This window comes from Mycolicibacterium tokaiense (assembly GCF_010725885.1).
Taxonomy (GTDB): Bacteria; Actinomycetota; Actinomycetes; order Mycobacteriales; family Mycobacteriaceae; genus Mycobacterium; species Mycobacterium tokaiense.
The window spans coordinates 4,970,682-4,990,327 of sequence record NZ_AP022600.1 but is presented as its reverse complement, the minus strand read 5'-3'; the positions used below and the strand labels follow the sequence as shown (position 1 = coordinate 4,990,327).

Here is a 19,646-nt window from a genome sequence, read left to right as displayed (position 1 = left end):
GCACCCTGCGCGGTCTCGCGGGTCAGTTGAGCAGGGTGTCGACGGCTGCTGCGAACTCCGGCGCCGACGTGTTGGGCACGTTCTCGTAGGTGCCGCCGCTGATCTCGGCCACCGCTTCCCAGGTGGGCCGGTCGGGGTCGTCGCCGACGTTGATGACGTTGACGGCCACCGCCCGCGCGGGGTCACCGGCCCGGACCAGGTCCTGTAGGCCTTCGGCGCCCAGCGACTGATCGGTGTGCGGGCCCGCGGTGATGACGAGCACCGAGTTCGGCTGGTCGGGCCGGTAGCCGGAGCGGGCGTCGGTGATGACGTTGCGCAGCGTGGTGAACGAGACCGCGCCCGAGGATCCCGTGGTCAGCCCGTCGAGCGCCGCGGTCAGGGCAGGAGCGTCCTCGCTCAGCGGTCCCGGTGCCACCGCGGTGCTCCCGCTGGCGCCGTCGAAGGTCGTCAAGCCGACCACCGCGGTCGGGGCCAGGGCCGCGATCCGCGCCTTGAGAGCATCGCGCACGGGTTCGAGGTCCAGCGAGCGGTCCAGCATGATCGTCACCACCGGCGAGGCCGCCGGTGCGGTCAGCGCATCGGCGAGATCAACCCGCTGCTGGTCATCCACCGCCGGTGCCGCCGAGACCTCACCGAACGGCGTCACGTCGTTGCCGGGCGGGGTGCCCTCCGTGGTGCGGAAGCCCGCGTTGCGCAGCTCCTGCTGCTGTTCGGGCTGCCGCAGGAAGCGTTCGAATTGGCTTGCCGCGCTCACCTGTTCATCGGACAACCAGTCGCCGTCCAGGAGAACGGCGGGAAAGTCCGCCACCGGGGTCGGCCCGTTCGGCATCCAGGCCGTCACGGTGGCGGCGGCGTCGGGCAGGTCCGTACTGCGGGTGAACAGCTGCTGTTCGGTGGTCGCCACGGCGTGCACCGGGGCGTCGGCCGGGTTGTCCGCGTCCAGCAGGGCCGACATCGCGGTGCCGGCCTCGGGGTCGGGGAGCTCGGGCTGCCCGGATCGCAGCGTGCGGACCGCGGCCGCGCCGTCGCCGGCGGGAGCGCCGGCGGCCACGGCCTCGGCGGCCAGGTAGGCGGCGTCGCTGTCGTCGACGGTGGGCAGGGCCAGGCGCAGCGAACCCCAGCCGGGCAGGTCGATGCTGTCGGGCCGCGACTGCAGGCCGGGTAGCGCGGCCCAGCCTTCGTTCTCCACGGCCGGCTTCAGCTCCGGACGGATGGCCAGCACCACCGGTGAGGTGACCAACGACGTGCTGGCGCTGATGGTCTGGGGGTTCACGGCGGCCGACAGCCGGGCCGGCGAGACCGAACTGCCGGGGATCCACAGCGCGGGTTTGCCGCCGAGATCACTGGGCCACTGCCCGGAGATCCCGTCGATCACGGCATCGGAGTCGGCGGACTGGATGGCGATCTTGACGCAGTGATCGCCCACCGGGCTGGCCGAACCGTTGAACCGCTCGGCCAGCGGGCCCAGCGGGTCGGCGATCGCCGGGTCGGCCACCACCGAGACCGTCATCTCGCCTTCCAGGCAGTTGGCCGCGGCGGCGTCACGGCGGCTGTCGAGAGCAGCACCGAAGAAGCGCCACAGAATGACCGCGCCCACCACGACGACGACGGTGACCAGCGCGGCGATCACGCCCACACTGACTCCGCGCCTGCCCGGCGCGACGGTGCGGTGGCTGCCGGTCCACTCGCCGGCGTTGCGGTGCCCGCCCGAGAGCTGTCCCGAGGTCCGGATGACCGCCGTGGTCTCGTTGTCCGGCTGGTCGGAGACCGAGCGGTCATCGGTTGTGCTCGAGGTGGGTTCGGCGCGATAGCGCTCGTCGGGATCTATTTCGTCGTCGTCGAACTGCGCGTCGTCGAAGCCCGAGTCCTGCGGCGGCAGGTACACGTCATCGTCGTCGTCGGGCCCGGGTTTGCTGTGTCTACCCATGCCCTGACTCCACCGAACCTCTCCTCAGACCTGTCCCGACGCGGGCCGTGATGAACCCGGCGCTGAGTCTAGTCACTGACCGGCGGTGGCCTTGAACTCGCGGCGGCGCCGGTGCAGGATCGGCTCGGTGTAGCCGTTGGGCTGGGCTCCGCCGTCGAGGATGAGTTCCTGGGCGGCGGCAAAGGCGATGCTGGAGTCGAAGTCGGGTGCCATCGGTCGGTAGGTGCTGTCGCCTTCGTTCTGCCGGTCCACCACCGGTGCCATCCGCTCGAGACTGCTGCGCACGTCGGCGGCGGTGATCACCCCGTGGCGCAGCCAGTTGGCCAGCAACTGGCTGGAGATACGCAGCGTGGCGCGGTCTTCCATCAACGCGATGTCGTGGATATCGGGCACCTTGGAGCAGCCCACGCCCTGGTCGATCCAGCGGACCACGTACCCGAGGATCGACTGGCAGTTGTTGTCGACCTCCTGGTGGATCTCGTCGGGGGACCAGGTGAGCGACGAATCGGCCAATGGGATGGTGAGCAACTCATCCAGGGTGCTGCGGGTCTGGCCGGCCAGTTCCTGCTGGACGGCGAACACGTCCACCTGGTGGTAGTGCAGTGCATGCAGGGTGGCTGCGGTGGGCGAGGGCACCCATGCGGTGGTGGCTCCTGCTTTGGGCTGGCCGATCTTCTGTTCGATCATGTCGGCCATCAGATCGGGCATGGCCCACATGCCCTTGCCGATCTGGGCCTTGCCGCTCAAGCCGGCGGCCAGGCCGATGTCGACGTTCTGGTTCTCGTAGGCGGTGATCCACGGCTGGGACTTCATGGTGCCCTTGCGGACCATCGGGCCGGCTTCCATCGAGGTGTGGATCTCGTCGCCGGTGCGGTCCAGGAAGCCGGTGTTGATGAACACGACGCGGTCGGCGGCGGCCTTGATGCAGGCTTTGAGGTTGGCGCTGGTGCGGCGCTCCTCGTCCATGATGCCGACCTTGAGGGTGCCCTGCGGCAGGCCCAGGACGTCCTCGACGCGGCTGAACAGTTCGCAGGTGAACGCCACCTCATCGGGGCCGTGCATCTTGGGCTTGACGATGTAGATCGAGCCGGTACGGCTGTTGAGCAGCGGCCCGTTCTCTTCGGTGTCCTTGAGGCCGTGGATGCCGATCAGGCTGGTGAACAGCGCGTCGAGGATGCCCTCGGGCACCTCGACCTCTTCGTCGGCGCTGCCGCGCATGGTGATGGCGTCATTGGTCATCAGGTGCCCGACGTTGCGGACGAACAGCAGGCTGCGCCCGGGCAGGGTCACCTCGCCACCGTCGGGGGCGGTGTAGGTGCGGTCGGCGTTGAGCACGCGGGTGAAGGTCTTGCCGCCTTTGCTGACCTCTTCGGAGAGGTCACCGCGGTTGAGCCCCAGCCAGTTGCGGTAGCCGAGCACCTTGTCCTCGGCGTCCACGGCGGCCACGGAATCCTCGAAGTCCATGATCGTGGTGATCGCCGACTCGAGCACCACATCCTTGATGCCGGCGGCGTCGGTGCTGCCGATGGGGGAGTCGGCATCGACGAGGATCTCGATGTGCAGTCCGTGGTGGGCCAGCAACACCGCCGACGGGGCGTCGGGCTCGCCCAGATAGCCGGCGAACTGCTCGGCGTCGGCCAGGCCGGTGCTGTCGTCGTCGCCGAGGGCGACCGCCAGGGTGCCGTCGGCGACGCTCAGCGCGGTCACCTCGGTCCAGGAGCCGGATTCCAGCGGGGTGGCCTCGTCGAGGAACGCGCGCGCGTAGGCGATGACCTTGTCCCCGCGCACCCGGTTGTAGCTGGTGCCCTTCTCCGCGCCGTCGTCCTCGGAGATGACGTCGGTGCCGTAGAGCGCGTCGTACAGCGAACCCCAGCGGGCGTTGGAGGCATTGAGCGCGAACCGCGCGTTGAGCACCGGCACCACCAGCTGCGGTCCGGCGGTGGAGGTGATCTCCGGATCCACGCCCGAGGTGGTGATGGTGAAATCATCGGGTTCGGGGAGCAGATAACCGATTTCGCGCAGGAACGCCTCATAGGCCTGCGCGTCGTGGGGCTCGATCACCCGGTGGCGATGCCACTTGTCGATCTGCGCCTGCAGCTCGTCGCGGCGTGCCAAGAGTTCGGCGTTCTGCGGCGCCAGATCGGTGATCACCTTGTCCACGCCGGCCCAGAAGCTGTCGGGGTCCAGGTCGGTGCCCGGCAGCGCTTCATTGGTGATGAAGTCGTGCAGCACCTTGGCGACCCGCAGATTGCCCACGGTCACACGCTCAGACATTGATCCTCCTCGGCCAGGCAATCCACCCATACTACCCGTCAGTAAGCTGCGTTTCCGCCATCGTCGTCACCTTGGAGCAGGTCACAGCGTTCCCGCAGAGCGTCTCGAAGCAGGGCCGCGCGTTGCGACAAGTCGCGCTGGCAACGTACATACGCAGCCCGCCCCTCGGGCTCCTCGATCCGGATCGGCGCAAAACCGTACCCGGACAGGTCGTAGGGGCTGGCGCGCATGTCCAGTTCCCGCGCGGCCGCCGCCAGCTCGAGGCAATCCAGCAGTAGATCGCCGCTCACCAGCGGACCCAGCTTCGCGCACCATTTGTACAGATCCATCGCAGCGTGAATACATCCGGGTTGTTCTTGATCGATTTGGGAGCCGCGGGTCAGCGCTGCGGCGTTGCGGGGCGCCGCGTCGGCGGTGAAGAAGCGGAACGCGTCGAAATGAGTGCAGCGCAGCGGCATCGACTCCACCACCGCGTCGGTGCCGGAGGGGCCCAGACGCAGCGGTACCGCAGCGTGGCGGACGTCGCTGCTGCGGTACACCATCGCCCATTCGTGCAGACCGAAGCAGGTGAGCTGCGCGGGCCGGGACGCGGTGGCGGCCAGCAACCCGGCGATGAAGGCCACGGTGTCGCGGCGGGTGGCCAGGTAGTCGGCGCTCACGGTCACGCCCGCCGGATGTGCGGCGTAGCCCGAGCGGCTCAGATACTCCGGCGCGTCGGCGAGCACCACCCCGAACCCGGGATGCCAGCGCACCACCTGCCGGGGCTTGAGACTGTAGTACGTGAACAGGAAATCCCAGACCGGATGAGGTTGGCCCGCCGCGGCGCGGCTGCGGTGCGGAGCCAGGAACGCCTCGGCCCGGTCGCGGTGCGCGGCGGCCAGCGCCCGCCACCGGGGTGCGGTCAGGACCTGCGCGCCGACGGCGACGTCAGACACGGTGGGTTCCGTCGCGGACGGTGCCCACCAGGTCCTCCACCAGGTCTTCCAGGGCCACCATGGCCACCACCGGCACGGACGGTCCACCGTCGCCCTGGGTGACCAGGGCCAGGTGGGCGTTGCTGCGGCGCAGGCGTGACAGCGCATCGGGCAGCGGCAGCCGTTCCGGCACATGCGGCAACGGCCGGATCACCGACAGGTCCACCACGGTGTCGGGGTCGTCGCCGAGGGCCAGCACGTCCTTGATGTGCAGGTAGCCGAGGTAGATGCCGTCGACGCCGGTGACCGGGAAGCGGGAGTACCCGGTCTCGACCAGGGCCTGCTCCACCGCCCCGATGGTGGGGCCCGACCCGGCGTCGGCCACCGGTATCGCGCGAATCCTGGGCAGCGGTACGGCGACGTCGGAGACCGCCCGGGTGCGGATCTGCAGGGCCCGCGTCAGCCGGGTGTGCTCCTCGGGATCGAGCAGCCCCTCGGAGACCGACTCGGCGATCATCTCCGACAGTTCCACCGTCGAGACCGTGATGTCCAGCTCGTCCTTCGGCTCCACCCGCACCGCCCGCAGCGTGATGTTGGCGCACCAGTTGTAGAACGCGATCAGCGGCCGCGCCGCCCGCACGTACACCAGGTACACCGGGATCAGCAGCATGGCGGTGGATTCCGGTCCGGCGATCGCGATGTTCTTCGGCACCATCTCACCCAGCAGCACGTGCAGCGTCACCACGATGGCCAGGGCGATGATGAACGAAACCGTGTGCAGTACCGCATCCGGAATGCCGAACAGGCCGAAGGGACCCTCGAGCAGGTGCGCCACCGCGGGCTCGCCCACGCGGCCCAGCAGGATCGAGCAGATGGTGATGCCCAGCTGAGCCCCGGCCAGCATGAGCGAGAGCTGCTCGCCGGCACGGATGACGGTGACGGCGCTTTTCTTACCCTGTTCGGCCAGCGCCTCCAGCCGGTCGCGGCGCGCGGAGATCAGCGCAAACTCCGAGCCGACGAAAAACGCGTTGGCGGCCAGCAGGAACACGGTGAGCAGGACCCCGAAGATGTCGCCGCCCATCAGCGCTCGCCTCCGTCGTTCTCGTCGTCGCGGCTGTCCGGCTCCAGTTGTGTCAGCTCGAGTTGGTCGATGCGCCTGCCGTCCATCGCCAGCACCGTCGCCCGCCAGCGCACCGGCTCGTCGAGTGGGCGGTCGGGATCCAGCGCCCCCAGTTCCACGGACTCTCCCGCCTCCGGGATGTGCCCGAGCTCCTCGAGCACCAGGCCACCGATGGTCTCGTATTCGCCCTCGGGGGCGCGGTAGCCGGTGGCGGTGGCCACCTCGTCGATACGCAGCAGCCCCGATACCTGCCAGCCGTCCCCGGATTGCACCACGTCGGGCGTCGCGTCGTCGTGCTCGTCCCGGACATCGCCGACGATCTCTTCGATCAGGTCCTCGACGGTGACCATGCCTGCAGTGCCGCCGTATTCGTCGACCACCAGTGCGGTCTGCAGGCCGTTGCCGCGGATCTGGGCGAACACCGCGTCACCGTCGAGCGTCGAGGGCACCACCGCCACCGGCTGGGCCAGCGTGGACAGCTTGGTGGACCCGCGCTGCGGGCGCGCGATCGCGAAAACCTGTTTGATGTGCACGATGCCGACGGTCTCGTCGAGGTCGCCGTCGATGATCGGGAAACGGGAGTAGCCGCTCTCGGCGGCCGCGGCCACCAGGTCGGCCACGGTGTCATCGGCGTCCAACGCGACGATCTTCTGCCGCGGTGTCATCAGCTCCTCGGCGGTGCGCTCACCGAACTGCAGCGACCGGTCCACCAGGGTGGCGGTGACGGCGTCCAGTGAGCCGCGGCGGGCCGAGTTGCGCACCAGCGCCACCAGTTCCTGCGGTGACCGGGCCGAAGCCAGCTCGTCGGCAGGTTCGATGCCGAGACGGCGCAACACCCAGTTCGCGGTGCCGTTGGTGGCCACGATGGCCGGTTTGAGCAGCGCGGAGAACATCAATTGCGGGCCCGCGGCGGCGCGCGCGGTGGGCACCGGGCGAGCCACCGCCAGGTTCTTCGGCACAAGTTCGCCGAACACCATCGAGATGGAGGTCGCGATCAGCAGTGACAGTGCCAGTGCCAGTCCGCCGATGCTGCCCTCGGGCAGGCCGATGGCGCGCAGCCCGGGCGCGATCAACCGGGCCACCACCGGTTCGGCCAGATAGCCGGTGGCCAGCGTGGTGATCGAGATGCCGAGCTGCGCCCCGGAGAGCTGGAAGGACAGCGTGCGGTGGGCCCGCTGGACGAACTTGTCGCGCCGGTTGCCCGAGCGGGCGTTGGACTCGACGGTGCTGCGTTCCAGTGCGGTCAGCGAGAACTCCGCGGCGACGAAGAGCGCCGTGCCGGCGGTCAGCACCACGATGGCGAGCAGGGACACGACGGTGAACCAGACACTCATGGACGGGTCACCACCGTGTGGGCGCCGGGCACGCAGCCCGGCTGTCTAGAGGAAGGCTCGGCGTCCTGGGCTTCGGCCGCGGGGTCCTGCACCGGATTCCGGGCCAGGACAACAGCGCCCGTGTCACTGGGTGCCTGAGGCACGCTCTCCCTTTCGTTCACGTTGCGGATCAATCCGCATGGGTTGACATATTAACTGTCTGCGGGTCACCAGCCGGCCGGCAGCGGGTGACCTTCGGCAAATCCGGCTGCGGACTGCACGCCCAGCACCACCTTCTCGTAGAGCTCGGCCAGTGTGGCCGCACCCACGTACGTGCAGGTGCTGCGCACACCCGAGGTGATGTGGTCCAGCAGGTCCTCGACGCCGCCGCGTTCGGGGTCGACGGCCATCCGCGAGGTGGAGATGCCCTCCTCGAACAGGGCTTTGCGGGCCCGGTCGAAGGCGCCGTCGGCGGCGGTGCGGGCGGCGACGGCGCGCTTGGACGCCATGCCGTAGCTCTCCTTGTACGGCCGGTTGTCGCGGTCGCGCATCAGGTCGCCGGGGGATTCGTAGGTGCCGGCGAACCACGAGCCGATCATCACGTTCGACGCACCGGCGGCCAGGGCCAACGCCACGTCGCGGGGGTGGCGGACGCCACCGTCGGCCCACACGTGCGCACCGAGTTCGCGTGCGGCCGTGGAGCATTCGAACACGGCCGAGAACTGCGGCCGGCCGACACCGGTCATCATCCTGGTGGTGCACATGGCGCCGGGGCCCACCCCGACCTTGACGATGGACGCACCGGCGTTGATGAGGTCCCGGGTGCCTGCGGCCGACACCACGTTGCCTGCGGCCAGGGGCAGGCCCAGTTCCAGGGCGGCCACCGCGGAGATGGCGTCGATCATCTTCTGCTGGTGCCCGTGCGCGGTGTCGACCACCAGGACGTCGGCCCCGGCCTCGGCCAGGGCGGTGGCCTTGGCGGCCACGTCACCGTTGATGCCCACGGCGGCGGCGATGCGCAGCCTGCCCTGGGCGTCCACCGCGGGGGTGTAGATGCCCGCTCGCACGGCGCCGGTGCGGGTGAGCACGCCGGCCAACCGGCCGTCGGCGTCGGTGAGCACCGCCATGCCGATGGGGGCGTGGTCGAGCAGGTCGAAGATCTTGCGCGGATCGGTGCCCACCGGCGCGGTGATGAAGTCGGTGGCGGCCACGTCGCGCACCCGTGCGAAGCGGTCCACGCCGACGCAGGCCGCCTCGGTGACCAGGCCGATGGGCCGACCGTCGTCGACCACCACGGCCGCGCCGTGAGCGCGCTTGTGGATCAGGGCCACCGCGTCGGACACCGAGTCCTCAGGCGCCAGCATCACCGGGGTGTCGGCCACCAGGTCGCGGCTCTTGACGAAATCCACCGTCTCGCGCACCGCGGAGATGGGCAGGTCCTGCGGCAACACCACGATGCCACCGCGGCGCGCCACGGTCTCCGCCATCCGCCGCCCGGCGACTGCGGTCATGTTCGCCACCACCACCGGAATCGTGGTGCCGGTGCCGTCCGAGGTGGACAGGTCCACATCGAAGCGGGACGCCACCTCGCTGCGATTCGGCACGACGAAGACGTCGTCGTAGGTCAGGTCATACGGGGGCTGGTGGCCTTCGAGAAACTGCACGTACCCCACCCTACGTCGGCGAGCAGACGCGAACTCGGGTGAATCCGCGTGGACTCACCCGAGTTGACGTCTGCTCGCGATCGAAACCCTTCCTGCGGGGCCGTCAGACCTCGACTTCGGTGTGGTCCCCGCTCCACAGGGTGTGGAACCGCTTGTCGCGGTCGGCGTCGATGCGGCCGTAGGTGTGCGCGCCGAAAAGGTCACGCAGCCCCTGGGTGAGCGCGGCGGGCAACCGCTCGGTGCGCAGCCCGTCGTAGTAGGACAGTGCCGAGGAGAAGCCCGGGATCGGGATGCCCAGCTCGGTGGCCGTGACCACCACCCGGCGCCAGCTGTCGATCGCGGCCTCGATGGCGTCGCGGAAGTACGGGTCGACGATCAGCGTGGGCAGATGGGGATCGTTGTCGAAGGCTTCGGTGATCCGGTTGAGGAACTTGGCCCGGATGATGCAGCCACCGCGCCAGATCCTGGCCATGTCACCGGGTTTGATGTCCCAGTTGTACTCGTCGGAGCCGGCCTGGATCTGGTTGAACCCCTGGGCGTAGGCGATGATCTTCGACGCGTACAGCGCCTGGCGGATGTCTTCGGTGAACTGTGCGTCGTCGGTGGGCTTGTCGCCCAGGTCGCCGGAGGCCAGTCCGGTGGTGGCCTTGCGTTGGGCCACCGATCCCGACAGGGCGCGCGCGAACACCGCCTCGGCGATGCCGGTGACGGGCACCCCCAGATCGAGTGCGGACTTGACGGTCCAGCGGCCGGTGCCTTTCTGCTCGGCCTCGTCGAGGATGACGTCGACCAGCGGCTGCCCGGTCTTGGCGTCGGTCTGGCGCAGTACCTGGGCGGTGATCTCGACCAGGAAGCTGTCCAGGTCGCCGGAGTTCCACTCCTGGAAGACCTCGGCGATCTCGGGTGCGCTCTTGCCGAGGCCGTCGCGCAGCAGCTGATAGGCCTCGCCGATGAGCTGCATGTCGGAGTACTCGATGCCGTTGTGCACCATCTTGACGAAGTGCCCGGCACCGTCGGGACCGATGTGGGTGCAGCAGGGCACACCGTCGACGTGGGCGGAGATCTCTTCCAGCAGCGGGCCGAGACTCTTGTAGGACTCGGCGGGGCCGCCGGGCATGATCGAGGGCCCGTTCAGCGCACCCTCTTCACCGCCGGAGATGCCGGCGCCCACGAAGTGCAGCCCACGCTCGCGGATGGCCTTCTCGCGGCGGATGGTGTCGGTGTAGAGGGCGTTGCCACCGTCGATGATGATGTCGCCGGGTTCCATGGCGTCGGCCAGTTCGTTGATGACGGCGTCGGTGGGGTCGCCGGCCTTGACCATGATGATCACGCGGCGCGGTTTCTCCAGTGCGGCAAGGAATTCCGGGATGGTCTCGCTGCGGACGAAGTTGCCGTCAGAGCCGTGCTCGTCCAGCAGGGCGTCGGTCTTGGCGACGGTGCGGTTGTGCAGCGCGACGGTGTAGCCGTGCCGGGCGAAATTACGCGCGAGGTTGGAACCCATCACGGCCAGACCGGTGACGCCGATCTGAGCGGTGCCATCGGTGGAAGGGTCGGACATTGAGGCGCCTCCGTTGTTCAGTTCTTGAGTCTCCAAGAGCCTAACCGGAGAACAGCCGCTCCAGCTCGTGCAGCCACGGCACCACCACGGCGAAGGTGGGCACCACCAGGATGGCCACCGCGCTCAGGTAGGCGGCGACGGCCAGCGGCGTGCTGTTGGGGCGGCCCGCGAGGCGACGCACCCGGATGACGGTGGTGGGCCCGCCGGCAGCCAGCGCACCTTTGGGGGCGCGGCCCGCGGCGCAGGCCACCAGAGCCCGGGCCAGGGGAGTGGGTCCGGCGGCGCGCACGGCGGCGTCGTCGGCAAGCAGTTCGATCAGCAGGCGGACCGCGTCCAGCGCGCTGCGGCTGCGGACGAAACGGGGGAAAGCCACGTAGACGGCGATGAACGCCTCCAGCACCAGGTCGTGGCGGGCGCGCAGATGCGCCCGCTCGTGGGTCAGGATGGCAGTCACCTCGTCGTCGGCCAGGGTGCTCAGGGCGCCCTCGCTGACCACGACCCGGCCGCGGACCCCCGGCAGGCAGTAGGCCAGGGGTTGCGCGACGTCGAGGATGCGCAGTTCGCTGGCCCGCGTGCAGGCCTGCGCGGCGGCGCGGTCGTTGCTGACCCCGAGGATGTCCACCAGGGTGCGGTGGTGAGCCCGGCGCCGGCGGGTGGAGACGAAAACCTGGGTGCCCGCGACGATCAGGCGGGCGCCGACCAGCAGGGTCAGGCCGAACACGGTGATCGACATCAGCCACAGCGGCCAACCCAACTGGTCGATCTCGCCGAGCAGGGTGGTGGGGCGGCCGTCGGGCCCGGGGACGAAGAGCTGGCTGGCGATGGCGATCCCGGCCGAGAATGCGGAGAGCACGGCGGCCGCGGCGATGGACTGCCAGAGCACCACGGCGGCGCGGGGTGCGCGAAGCGGCCACGTCGATCGCGCCAGCAGAGCGGGCACCGGGCCCACCAACAGCAGCGCGAGAGCGGAGAAGGCCAGCGCGGACACGCTGCCAGTATCCGTCAGGCGCTCGCGGAGTCGCCAGCCGCGCTGGTCAGGCCGTGTTTTGCTTCCAGTTCAGCCAGTGCGCGACGCAGGGCTTCCGCCTCGTCGGCGCCCACCCGTTCCACAAAGTGCACCAGCGCGGCCTGCCGGCTGCCGGTATCGGAGGCCTGATCCAGGGCGTCCACCATCAGTCCGGCGACCAGTTCGTCGCGCCCGTGCATCGGCGCGTACCGATGAGCCCGGTCGTCGCGGTGCTGCACCACGAGATGCTTCTTGGCCAAGCGCTGCAGCACCGTCATCACCGTGGTGTACGCCAGGTCACGGTGTTCCGACAGCGCCTCGTGCACCTGCCGTACGGTCTGCGGTTCCCCCGTGGACCACAGGCGGTCCATGACCGCCTGCTCCAACTCTCCTAAACGCGCCACCTTGGCCATGTTCCGTTCATCTCCGAAAAACCTATGTGGTCAGACTACCCGGGATTACTACCGACCGTCGTAACTACCTTGCTGGGCTGTAACGAACGTCGCCCGCCGAATGTTTCCCAGCGGCCGCCCGGGTTTGTGAGCGTGCTCACCTGGTTCGGTACGTGCCCCTCATGTTTTTATGGTTAGGCTTACCTAAGCATACGAGGAGGTGCCATGACTGCTGTGGTGGACGATCCACTCATCGCTGGGATGACGATTCGCCGGGTGTTGCCGCTGCACGAGTCGAGTCGGCGATTGCGGGTGCTCTACCCGGAATGCCCCCGGGTCTACGGCGTCGCGGTCATGGGCGACGTATCCCGGCGCCGGTGGTGGCCTCTGACGGCGGCTGTGACCGGCGACCGCCTCGAGGTGATGTTCGCCGCCGCCGCCGAGGAGATGGACAGTCGGACCGCGGCGGCCCAACAACTGGCTGCGACGCTGGCGCACGCGGTGATCGGACGTGTTGTCGCACTGGTTGTCCTGGAGGGCCGGGCGTGGGACACCGGCCTGGAGAACCTGTGGGTGCACGTCGATTCCGAGGGCGCCATCGACTGGCTCGGCGTGGTGGATCCCACCGTGCGGGTGTTGCCGGACGACCCCTGTGTCCGCAGTGGGCGTCCTGCCGAAGGGGTGGTGGAGCTGCCGAGTGAGGCCGCTCTGGCCACCTGGATCGCCCACCGGTGCCATCGTTCGCTCACCCCGTTGTTCGCCAAGCTGCACCAGATCAGCGATGGCGCGGTGAGCGTGGAATCGATGTGGCAGACGGTCGGGTCGGCGATCGTGGTGGCGGCCACCCAGGTGCCCATGCTCGCCGGCTACAGCGAGGTGGTGGGCATGCGACGCGGGCAGGCGGTGCTGGATGCACTGGTCGGATTCGGCCTCCCGGTGCGCGGTCCGTCGCGGCTGCGCCGAGCCGGCAGCCTCTTCGCTCGCCCCGGTCGTCACGAAGGTCTTGCCAAATTAGGGCAGCCTTGCCTATATTGAACAGGTCGAGCTAACGGACCGAGCCGGAGTCCTGAGGGCTGCAGAGACCCCCGGTCCACTCGAAGAGGCGAGCCCCGCGCACCCTGCGCGGGGCTCGCCGTCATTTGCGGGTCAGGTGCGGTGTAAACAAGACACGTGCCAGATAACTCGCCGGTCATCCCGCTCGACTTCACCGCGCCGTTCGACACTGAGATAGGCCTGGTCTACACCGAAGTCACCCCGGACGGCGCCAAGGCCGAGCTCGAGGTGAAGCCGGCCCTGCATCAGCCCATGGGCATCGTCCACGGCGGCGTCTACTCCACCATCATCGAGAGCATGGCCAGCGTCTCGGCCTACACCTGGCTGGCCGCCCACGGCGGCGGCAACGTGGTGGGCGTCAACAACAACACCGACTTCCTGCGGGCTATCTCCTCCGGCACGGTCTACGGACAATCCGAGCCGCTGCACCGCGGACGCCGCCAGCAGCTGTGGCTGGTGACGGTCAAGGACGAAAAGGATCGTGTCATCGCGCGGGGCCAGGTCCGGCTCCAGAACCTCGAGGCGACCACGGACTGATCGGGGGCAGTGGAGCGCGGGGCCAGGTCCGGCTCCAGAACCTCGAGGCGACCACGGACTGAGCCGGACCGCTCATCCGGCGCGGCAGTACAAAGGGTGGCAGGATCGATCCTCATGCGTTTGTCCCCGCATGAACAGGAACGGCTGCTGTTGTCGTACGCAGCCGAGCTCGCCCGGCGTCGGCAGGCCCGGGGCTTGAAGCTCAACCACCCGGAGGCGGTGGCACTCATCACCGACCATCTGCTCGAAGGAGCGCGCGACGGCCGCACCGTGGCCGAGCTGATGAGTTCGGGCCGGGAGGTGCTGACCCGGGAGGACGTGATGGAGGGGGTGCCCGAGATGCTCTATGACGTCCAGGTCGAAGCGACGTTCCCGGACGGAACGAAGCTCGTGACCGTGCACCACCCGATCTCATGATCCCCGGTGAGATCCTGTTCGGTGCCGGCGACATCGAACTCAATGCCGGCGCGCAGCGCCTCGAGCTGGAGATCGTCAACACCGGTGACCGTCCGGTGCAGGTGGGCAGCCACGTCCATCTGCCGCAAGCCAATTCGGCGCTGTCCTTCGACCGTGCGGCCGCCCACGGCTACCGCTTCGACATCCCGGCCGGCACTGCGGTGCGCTTCGAGCCCGGGGTGGCGCAGACCGTCAGCCTGGTCCCGTTGCGCGGCGCCCGCGAAGTGCCCGGCCTGTCTCTGACCCCTCCCGGAAAGCTGGACTCCTGATGGCCGCGTTGTCCCGGTCCCGTCACGCCGCGCTGTTCGGTCCCACCACCGGCGACCGCATCCGGCTCGCCGACACCGACCTGCTGATCGAGATCACCGAGGACCGCAGCGGAGGCCCGGACCTGGCCGGCGACGAAGCGGTGTTCGGTGGCGGCAAGGTGCTGCGTGAATCGATGGGGCAGTCGCGGGCCACCCGCGCCGACGGCGCCCCCGACACCGTCATCACCGGTGCGGTCATCGTCGACCACTGGGGAATCATCAAGGCCGACATCGGGATCCGCGACGGCCGCATCGTGGCCATCGGCAAGGCCGGCAACCCCGACATCATGTCCGGGGTGCACCCCGACCTGGTGGTCGGCCCGTCGACGGAGATCATCGCCGGAAACGGCCGCATCGTCACCGCCGGCGCCATCGACTGCCACGTCCACCTGATCTGCCCGCAGATCATGGAAGAGGCGCTCGGCGGCGGCATCACCACGATCGTCGCCGGTGGCACCGGGCCGGCGGAAGGCAGCAAGGCCACCACCGTCACCCCCGGCGCCTGGCATCTCGCCCGGATGCTGGAGTCGCTCGACCACTGGCCGCTGAACATCGCGCTGCTCGGCAAGGGCAACACCGTCAGCCACGAGGCCATGTGGGAGCAGTTGCGCGGCGGCGCAGCGGGATTCAAGCTGCACGAGGACTGGGGCACCACCCCGGCCGCCATCGACGCCTGCCTGACGGTCGCCGACGCGGCCGGTGTGCAGGCCAACATCCACACCGACACCCTCAACGAGATGGCGTTCGTCGAGGACACCCTCGCGGCGATCAAGGGGCGCTCGATCCACGCGTATCACACCGAGGGTGCCGGCGGCGGACACGCGCCGGACATCATCACCGTGGCGTCGCACCCCAATGTGCTGCCCAGCTCCACCAACCCCACCCGGCCGCACACCGTCAACACCCTCGACGAGCACCTGGACATGCTGATGGTCTGCCATCACCTCAATCCCAGTGTGCCCGAGGACCTGGCTTTTGCCGAAAGCCGCATTCGTCCTTCGACGATCGCCGCCGAGGACCTGCTGCACGACATCGGCGCGATCTCGATGATCGGCTCCGACGCCCAGGCCATGGGCCGTATCGGCGAGGTGGTGATGCGTACCTGGCAGACCGCCCACGTGATGAAGAAGCGCCGCGGCTTCCTCGACGGCGACACCAACGCCGACAACAACCGCGTGCAGCGCTACGTCGCGAAGTACACCATCTGCCCCGCGGTGGCCCACGGGATGGACTCCGAGATCGGATCGGTCGAAGTGGGCAAGCTCGCCGACCTGGTGCTCTGGGAGCCGGCGTTTTTCGGGGTCCGGCCGCACGCCGTCATCAAGGGCGGCATGATCGCCTGGGCGGCCATGGGGGATGCCAACGCCTCCATCCCGACGCCGCAGCCGGTGCTGCCGCGGCCCATGTTCGGTGCCGCCCCGGTGTCTGCGGCCGCCACGTCGGTGCACTTCGTGGCGCCGGCCGCCATCGAGGACGGGCTGGCCGACCGGCTGGACATCAGGCGCAGGCTGGTGCCGGTGGGCAACGTCCGCAAGGTCGGAAAGGCGGACATGCCGCTCAACGACGCCCTGCCGTCCATCGAGGTGGACCCCGACTCGTTCACGGTGCGCATCGACGGACAGGTCTGGGAAGAGCAGCCTGCAGCGGAACTGCCGATGGCGCAACGCTATTTCCTCTTCTAGGCCGCCATGCCCACGCTGACCACCCTGCTCAATCTGGCCGACTCGCGATTGCCGACCGGCGGGCACGTGCACTCCGGCGGCATGGAGGAGGCCGTGGTCAGCGGTCTGGTCACCGACCTGGCCACCCTCGAGGCGTTCCTGCGCCGCCGGATCCGGACCAGTGGACTGATCACCGCGTCGGTGGCGGTGGCGGTCCAATCCGGCACGCTCACCACCGAACTCGCGGATCTGGAGACCGACGCCCGCACCCCGGCACCGGCGGCCCGCCGTGCGTCGCGCGCCCAGGGGCGCGGGTTGCTGCGACTGGCCAAACGGGTGTGGCCGGGCGACTGGTCGGCGCTGGGCCGGGCGCCGCACCTGGGGGTGGTAGCCGGTGTGGTGGGACGGGTCAGCGAACTCGACCCGGAACACACCGCGCTGTCCCTGGTCTACACCACCATGACCGGGTCCGCGACGGCCGCGCAGCGTCTGCTGGCGCTGGACCCTGCCGACGTGGCCGCCCTGACCTTCGCCTGTTCGGACCTGTGTGACCACACTGCAATGGAGGCCCTGGCCGGGCTCGCCGACCTGTCCGATCCGCTGCTCGACGTGCTGGCCCAGCGTCACGCCGCCCGCGAGCGTCCCCTGTTCGTCAGCTAGTACTGAAAGGTCAACCATGCCACCACATTTCATCGACGGTCAGCCGCACGGTCACAGTGAGCGGCCCAGGCGCGTGCGCCGGCCCGGGGAACCGCTGCGCATCGGCGTCGGGGGACCGGTGGGCTCCGGTAAGACGGCCCTGGTGGCTGCGCTGTGCCGGCAACTGCGCGACGAACTGTCGCTGGCGGTGCTGACCAACGACATCTACACCACCGAGGACGCCGACTTCCTGCGGCGTCATGCCGTGCTGCCCGACGACCGCATCGCCGCGGTGCAGACCGGGGGGTGCCCGCACACCGCGATCCGCGACGACATCACCGCCAACCTCGACGCCATCGACGATCTCATCGCCGGGCACGATCACCTGGATCTGATCCTGGTGGAGTCCGGTGGGGACAATCTCACCGCGACGTTCTCCTCCGGCCTGATCGACGTCCAGATCTTCGTCATCGACGTCGCCGGCGGAGACAAGGTGCCGCGCAAGGGTGGACCCGGCGTGACGTTCTCGGATCTGCTGGTGATCAACAAGACCGACCTGGCGCCCATGGTGGGCGCCGACCTGGACGTGATGCGCCGGGATGCCGGGGCGGTCCGGGAAGGTCGGCCGTTCGTGCTGATCAGCCTCACCGACGACCCGGCGGCCACCGACGTGCTGGCCTGGGTCCGCGAGCAGCTCGCGGTGGCACACGCCGTCTGATGCACTCGCAGGTTGTGATCGTGGCGCGGGCAGGCCGGCTGCCACGGTTGGAATGCCGCGGCGGGATCGCCGCACGGTCGACCATGGCCGACACCGTGCATCTGGTGTCGTCGGTGGCCACTCCGCTGGGCGGGGACACCATCTCGATCCGGGTGGTCGTCGAGCCCGGTGCCCGGCTGGCGGTGCGCAGCGTCGCTGCGATGGTGGCACTGCCTGGCCGCGACGACACGACGTCGCGGTCGGCGATGCACCTGGAGGTGGGTGGCCACCTCGACCTGGACATGGAGCCGACGGTGGTGGCCGCCGACGCCCGCCACCTCGCCACGGTGGCCGTGGACATCGACGCCGCCGGCACGCTCCGCTTGCGGGAGCGGGTTCAGATCGGCAGAAGCGGTGAGCGGCAGGGTTTTTGGAGCGGCGGTCTACGGGCGGACGTCAAAGGGCAGCCGCTGCTGCGCCACCGGATGGAACTGGGGACCGGGGCGGTGGCCGACGATGCGTTGTCGGCGCCGCGGGCCGGTGTCAGCGAGCTGATCTACCCCGCCGCAGACAGCACCGCCGGCGAACTCCGGGGACGTGTGTCCCTGGAACTCGCCGGCGGGGGAGTGCTGACCACCTGGCAGGGTGAGCGGCTCTAACTGGCCTGTTTCTCGTCCTCGAGACTGGCGGCGATCTCCTCGAGTTGCTCCAACCGGGTGCGCGCGTACGCCTGCTGCTCGGTGATCGTCATCTGGCCGCGCTGACGGCCGAAGAAGGTCACCGCCCACGACAGCAGGGTGGCGATCTTGGTCTTGAAGCCCACCAGGTAGATCAGGTGCAAGCCCAACCACGCCAGCCAGGCGATGAACCCGCCGAATTCCAGTTTGCCCTTGCCGATCGGGATCTGCGCCACGGCGTTGTACTTGGACACGGTGGCCATCGAGCCCTTGTCGAAGTAGCTGAACGGCTCGCGGGGCTTGGGGATGGTGCCGTGCTCGCGGGCCTTCTGCTCGTTGTGCACGATCTTGGCGACGTACTTGCCGCCCTGGATCGCACCCTGGGCCATGCCCGGCACACCGGGCACGAACGCCATGTCGCCGACGACGAAGACGTTCGGGTGCCCGGGGATGGACAGGTCGGGGTTGACGACCACGCGGCCCGCACGGTCCACCTCGGTATCGGACTGGTGCGCCAGGTCGCGGCCCAGCGGGCTGGCCTGCACACCGGCCGACCACACCTTGGTGGCGGCCTCGATGCGACGGGTGGAGCCGTCCTTCTCCTTGACCGTGATGCCGTTGCGGTCGACGTCGGTGACCATGGCGTTGAGCTGGATCTCCACACCCATCTTCTCGAGGCGTTCCTTGGCCTTGAGCCCGAGCTTCTCACCCATCGGCGGGAGCACCGCAGGGGCGGCGTCGAGGAGGATGACGTGCGCCTCGGTGGGGTCGATGTGCCGGAAGCTGCCCTTGAGGGTCTGGTCGGCGAGTTCCTGGATCTGGCCGGCCATCTCCACGCCGGTGGGGCCCGCGCCCACCACCACGAACGTCAGCAGCTTGCGGCGGCGCTCGGGGTCACTCGAGCGTTCGGCCTGCTCGAAGGCGCCCAGGATCCGGCCACGCAGCTCGAGCGCGTCGTCGATGGTCTTCATGCCCGGAGCGAACTCGGCGAAGTGATCGTTGCCGAAGTAGGACTGCCCGGCGCCGGCGGCGAGGATCAGCGTGTCGTACGGCGTGCGGTAGGTGTGCCCGAGCAGCACCGAGTCGACCATCTTGTGCTCGAGGTCGACGTGGGTGACGTCACCCAGCAGCACCTGCGCGTTGCGCTGCTTGCGCAGGATCAACCGGGTGGGGGGAGCGATCTCGCCTTCGGAGATGATGCCGGTGGCCACCTGGTACAGCAGCGGTTGGAACAAGTGATGCGTGGTGCGCGCGATCAACTTGATGTCGACGTCGGTGTGCCTCAAGGCCTTGGCGGCATTGAGCGCGCCGAAGCCCGATCCGATGATGACAACCTTGTGCCTGTCCGATGCCGTAGCTCCGGGGTGGCTCATGTGACGCTCCTTGACGGATGACCGCTTCTTACATCAGGTACAACGACTAGGTTAGTCGGCGGTCTTCCGCAGAGCGA

The 19,646-nt window shown here is 69.1% G+C and carries 18 protein-coding genes; 8 read left to right on the top strand and 10 right to left on the bottom strand.

The window, feature by feature from the left end; translation table 11 throughout:
• Positions 1 to 22: 22 nt before the first annotated feature.
• The 9 genes from G6N58_RS24370 to G6N58_RS24330 form a co-directional block, all read right to left on the bottom strand.
• Positions 23 to 1,927, bottom strand: a complete 1,905-nt coding sequence (locus G6N58_RS24370) for a substrate-binding domain-containing protein (RefSeq protein ID WP_115281185.1) — start codon at positions 1,925 to 1,927, stop codon at positions 23 to 25.
• Between the two features lie 72 nt (positions 1,928 to 1,999).
• On the bottom strand, positions 2,000 to 4,201 hold the full coding sequence (locus G6N58_RS24365; protein ID WP_115281186.1) for a malate synthase G: 2,202 nt from the start codon (positions 4,199 to 4,201) through the stop codon (positions 2,000 to 2,002).
• Between the two features lie 38 nt (positions 4,202 to 4,239).
• On the bottom strand, positions 4,240 to 5,136 hold the full coding sequence (locus tag G6N58_RS24360; RefSeq protein ID WP_115281187.1) for a 3-methyladenine DNA glycosylase: 897 nt from the start codon (positions 5,134 to 5,136) through the stop codon (positions 4,240 to 4,242).
• Entirely contained in the window at positions 5,129 to 6,196 is a 1,068-nt protein-coding gene (locus G6N58_RS24355) for a hemolysin family protein (RefSeq protein WP_115281188.1), read from the bottom strand. Before G6N58_RS24355 ends, G6N58_RS24360 begins: the two co-directional genes overlap by 8 nt.
• Complete coding sequence (locus G6N58_RS24350; protein WP_115281189.1) at positions 6,196 to 7,569, bottom strand: hemolysin family protein; 1,374 nt, start codon at positions 7,567 to 7,569, stop codon at positions 6,196 to 6,198. The genes G6N58_RS24355 and G6N58_RS24350 overlap by 1 nt, the downstream gene beginning before the upstream one ends.
• Before the next feature lie 206 nt (positions 7,570 to 7,775).
• Positions 7,776 to 9,212 (bottom strand): GuaB1 family IMP dehydrogenase-related protein, encoded by a 1,437-nt coding sequence (locus tag G6N58_RS24345; RefSeq protein WP_115282100.1) that lies wholly within the window; start codon positions 9,210 to 9,212, stop codon positions 7,776 to 7,778.
• A 103-nt stretch (positions 9,213 to 9,315) separates the two neighbouring features.
• Positions 9,316 to 10,770 carry an NADP-dependent phosphogluconate dehydrogenase gene (gene gnd / locus G6N58_RS24340; protein ID WP_115281190.1) on the bottom strand — a complete coding sequence of 485 codons (1,455 nt, stop codon included), beginning with the start codon at positions 10,768 to 10,770 and terminating at the stop codon, positions 9,316 to 9,318.
• A gap of 40 nt (positions 10,771 to 10,810) precedes the next feature.
• Complete coding sequence (locus G6N58_RS24335) at positions 10,811 to 11,758, bottom strand: M56 family metallopeptidase (protein ID WP_115281191.1); 948 nt, start codon at positions 11,756 to 11,758, stop codon at positions 10,811 to 10,813.
• 14 nt (positions 11,759 to 11,772) lie between these two features.
• Positions 11,773 to 12,189, bottom strand: a complete 417-nt coding sequence (locus tag G6N58_RS24330) for a BlaI/MecI/CopY family transcriptional regulator (RefSeq protein ID WP_115281192.1) — start codon at positions 12,187 to 12,189, stop codon at positions 11,773 to 11,775.
• Positions 12,190 to 12,393: 204 nt separating this feature from the next.
• On the opposite strand from G6N58_RS24330, the gene G6N58_RS24325 reads away from it, so the two are divergent.
• From G6N58_RS24325 to G6N58_RS24290, 8 genes are all read left to right on the top strand, one after another.
• On the top strand, positions 12,394 to 13,203 hold the full coding sequence (locus G6N58_RS24325; RefSeq protein WP_115281193.1) for an iron reductase: 810 nt from the start codon (positions 12,394 to 12,396) through the stop codon (positions 13,201 to 13,203).
• Between the two features lie 135 nt (positions 13,204 to 13,338).
• A complete protein-coding gene (locus G6N58_RS24320) occupies positions 13,339 to 13,758 on the top strand; it encodes a PaaI family thioesterase (protein WP_115281194.1) in 420 nt (139 codons plus the stop codon).
• 114 nt (positions 13,759 to 13,872) lie between these two features.
• Positions 13,873 to 14,175, top strand: coding sequence for an urease subunit gamma (locus tag G6N58_RS24315; RefSeq protein ID WP_068917038.1), 303 nt, complete (start codon positions 13,873 to 13,875; stop codon positions 14,173 to 14,175).
• Positions 14,172 to 14,483 (top strand): urease subunit beta, encoded by a 312-nt coding sequence (locus G6N58_RS24310; protein WP_115281195.1) that lies wholly within the window; start codon positions 14,172 to 14,174, stop codon positions 14,481 to 14,483. Before G6N58_RS24315 ends, G6N58_RS24310 begins: the two co-directional genes overlap by 4 nt.
• A complete protein-coding gene (locus tag G6N58_RS24305) occupies positions 14,483 to 16,204 on the top strand; it encodes an urease subunit alpha (RefSeq protein WP_115281196.1) in 1,722 nt (573 codons plus the stop codon). Before G6N58_RS24310 ends, G6N58_RS24305 begins: the two co-directional genes overlap by 1 nt.
• A gap of 6 nt (positions 16,205 to 16,210) precedes the next feature.
• On the top strand, positions 16,211 to 16,843 hold the full coding sequence (locus tag G6N58_RS24300) for an urease accessory protein UreF (protein WP_115281197.1): 633 nt from the start codon (positions 16,211 to 16,213) through the stop codon (positions 16,841 to 16,843).
• 16 nt (positions 16,844 to 16,859) lie between these two features.
• Positions 16,860 to 17,540 carry an urease accessory protein UreG gene (gene ureG / locus G6N58_RS24295; protein ID WP_115281198.1) on the top strand — a complete coding sequence of 227 codons (681 nt, stop codon included), beginning with the start codon at positions 16,860 to 16,862 and terminating at the stop codon, positions 17,538 to 17,540.
• The gene (locus G6N58_RS24290) at positions 17,540 to 18,178 is read left to right on the top strand and encodes an urease accessory protein UreD (protein WP_115281199.1); all 639 of its coding nucleotides are present in this window, start codon (positions 17,540 to 17,542) and stop codon (positions 18,176 to 18,178) included. The genes ureG and G6N58_RS24290 overlap by 1 nt, the downstream gene beginning before the upstream one ends.
• Here the strand turns inward: G6N58_RS24290 and G6N58_RS24285 are convergent.
• On the bottom strand, positions 18,175 to 19,569 hold the full coding sequence (locus tag G6N58_RS24285; protein ID WP_115281200.1) for a type II NADH:quinone oxidoreductase Ndh: 1,395 nt from the start codon (positions 19,567 to 19,569) through the stop codon (positions 18,175 to 18,177). The genes G6N58_RS24290 and G6N58_RS24285 overlap by 4 nt on opposite strands.
• Positions 19,570 to 19,646 lie beyond the last annotated feature (77 nt).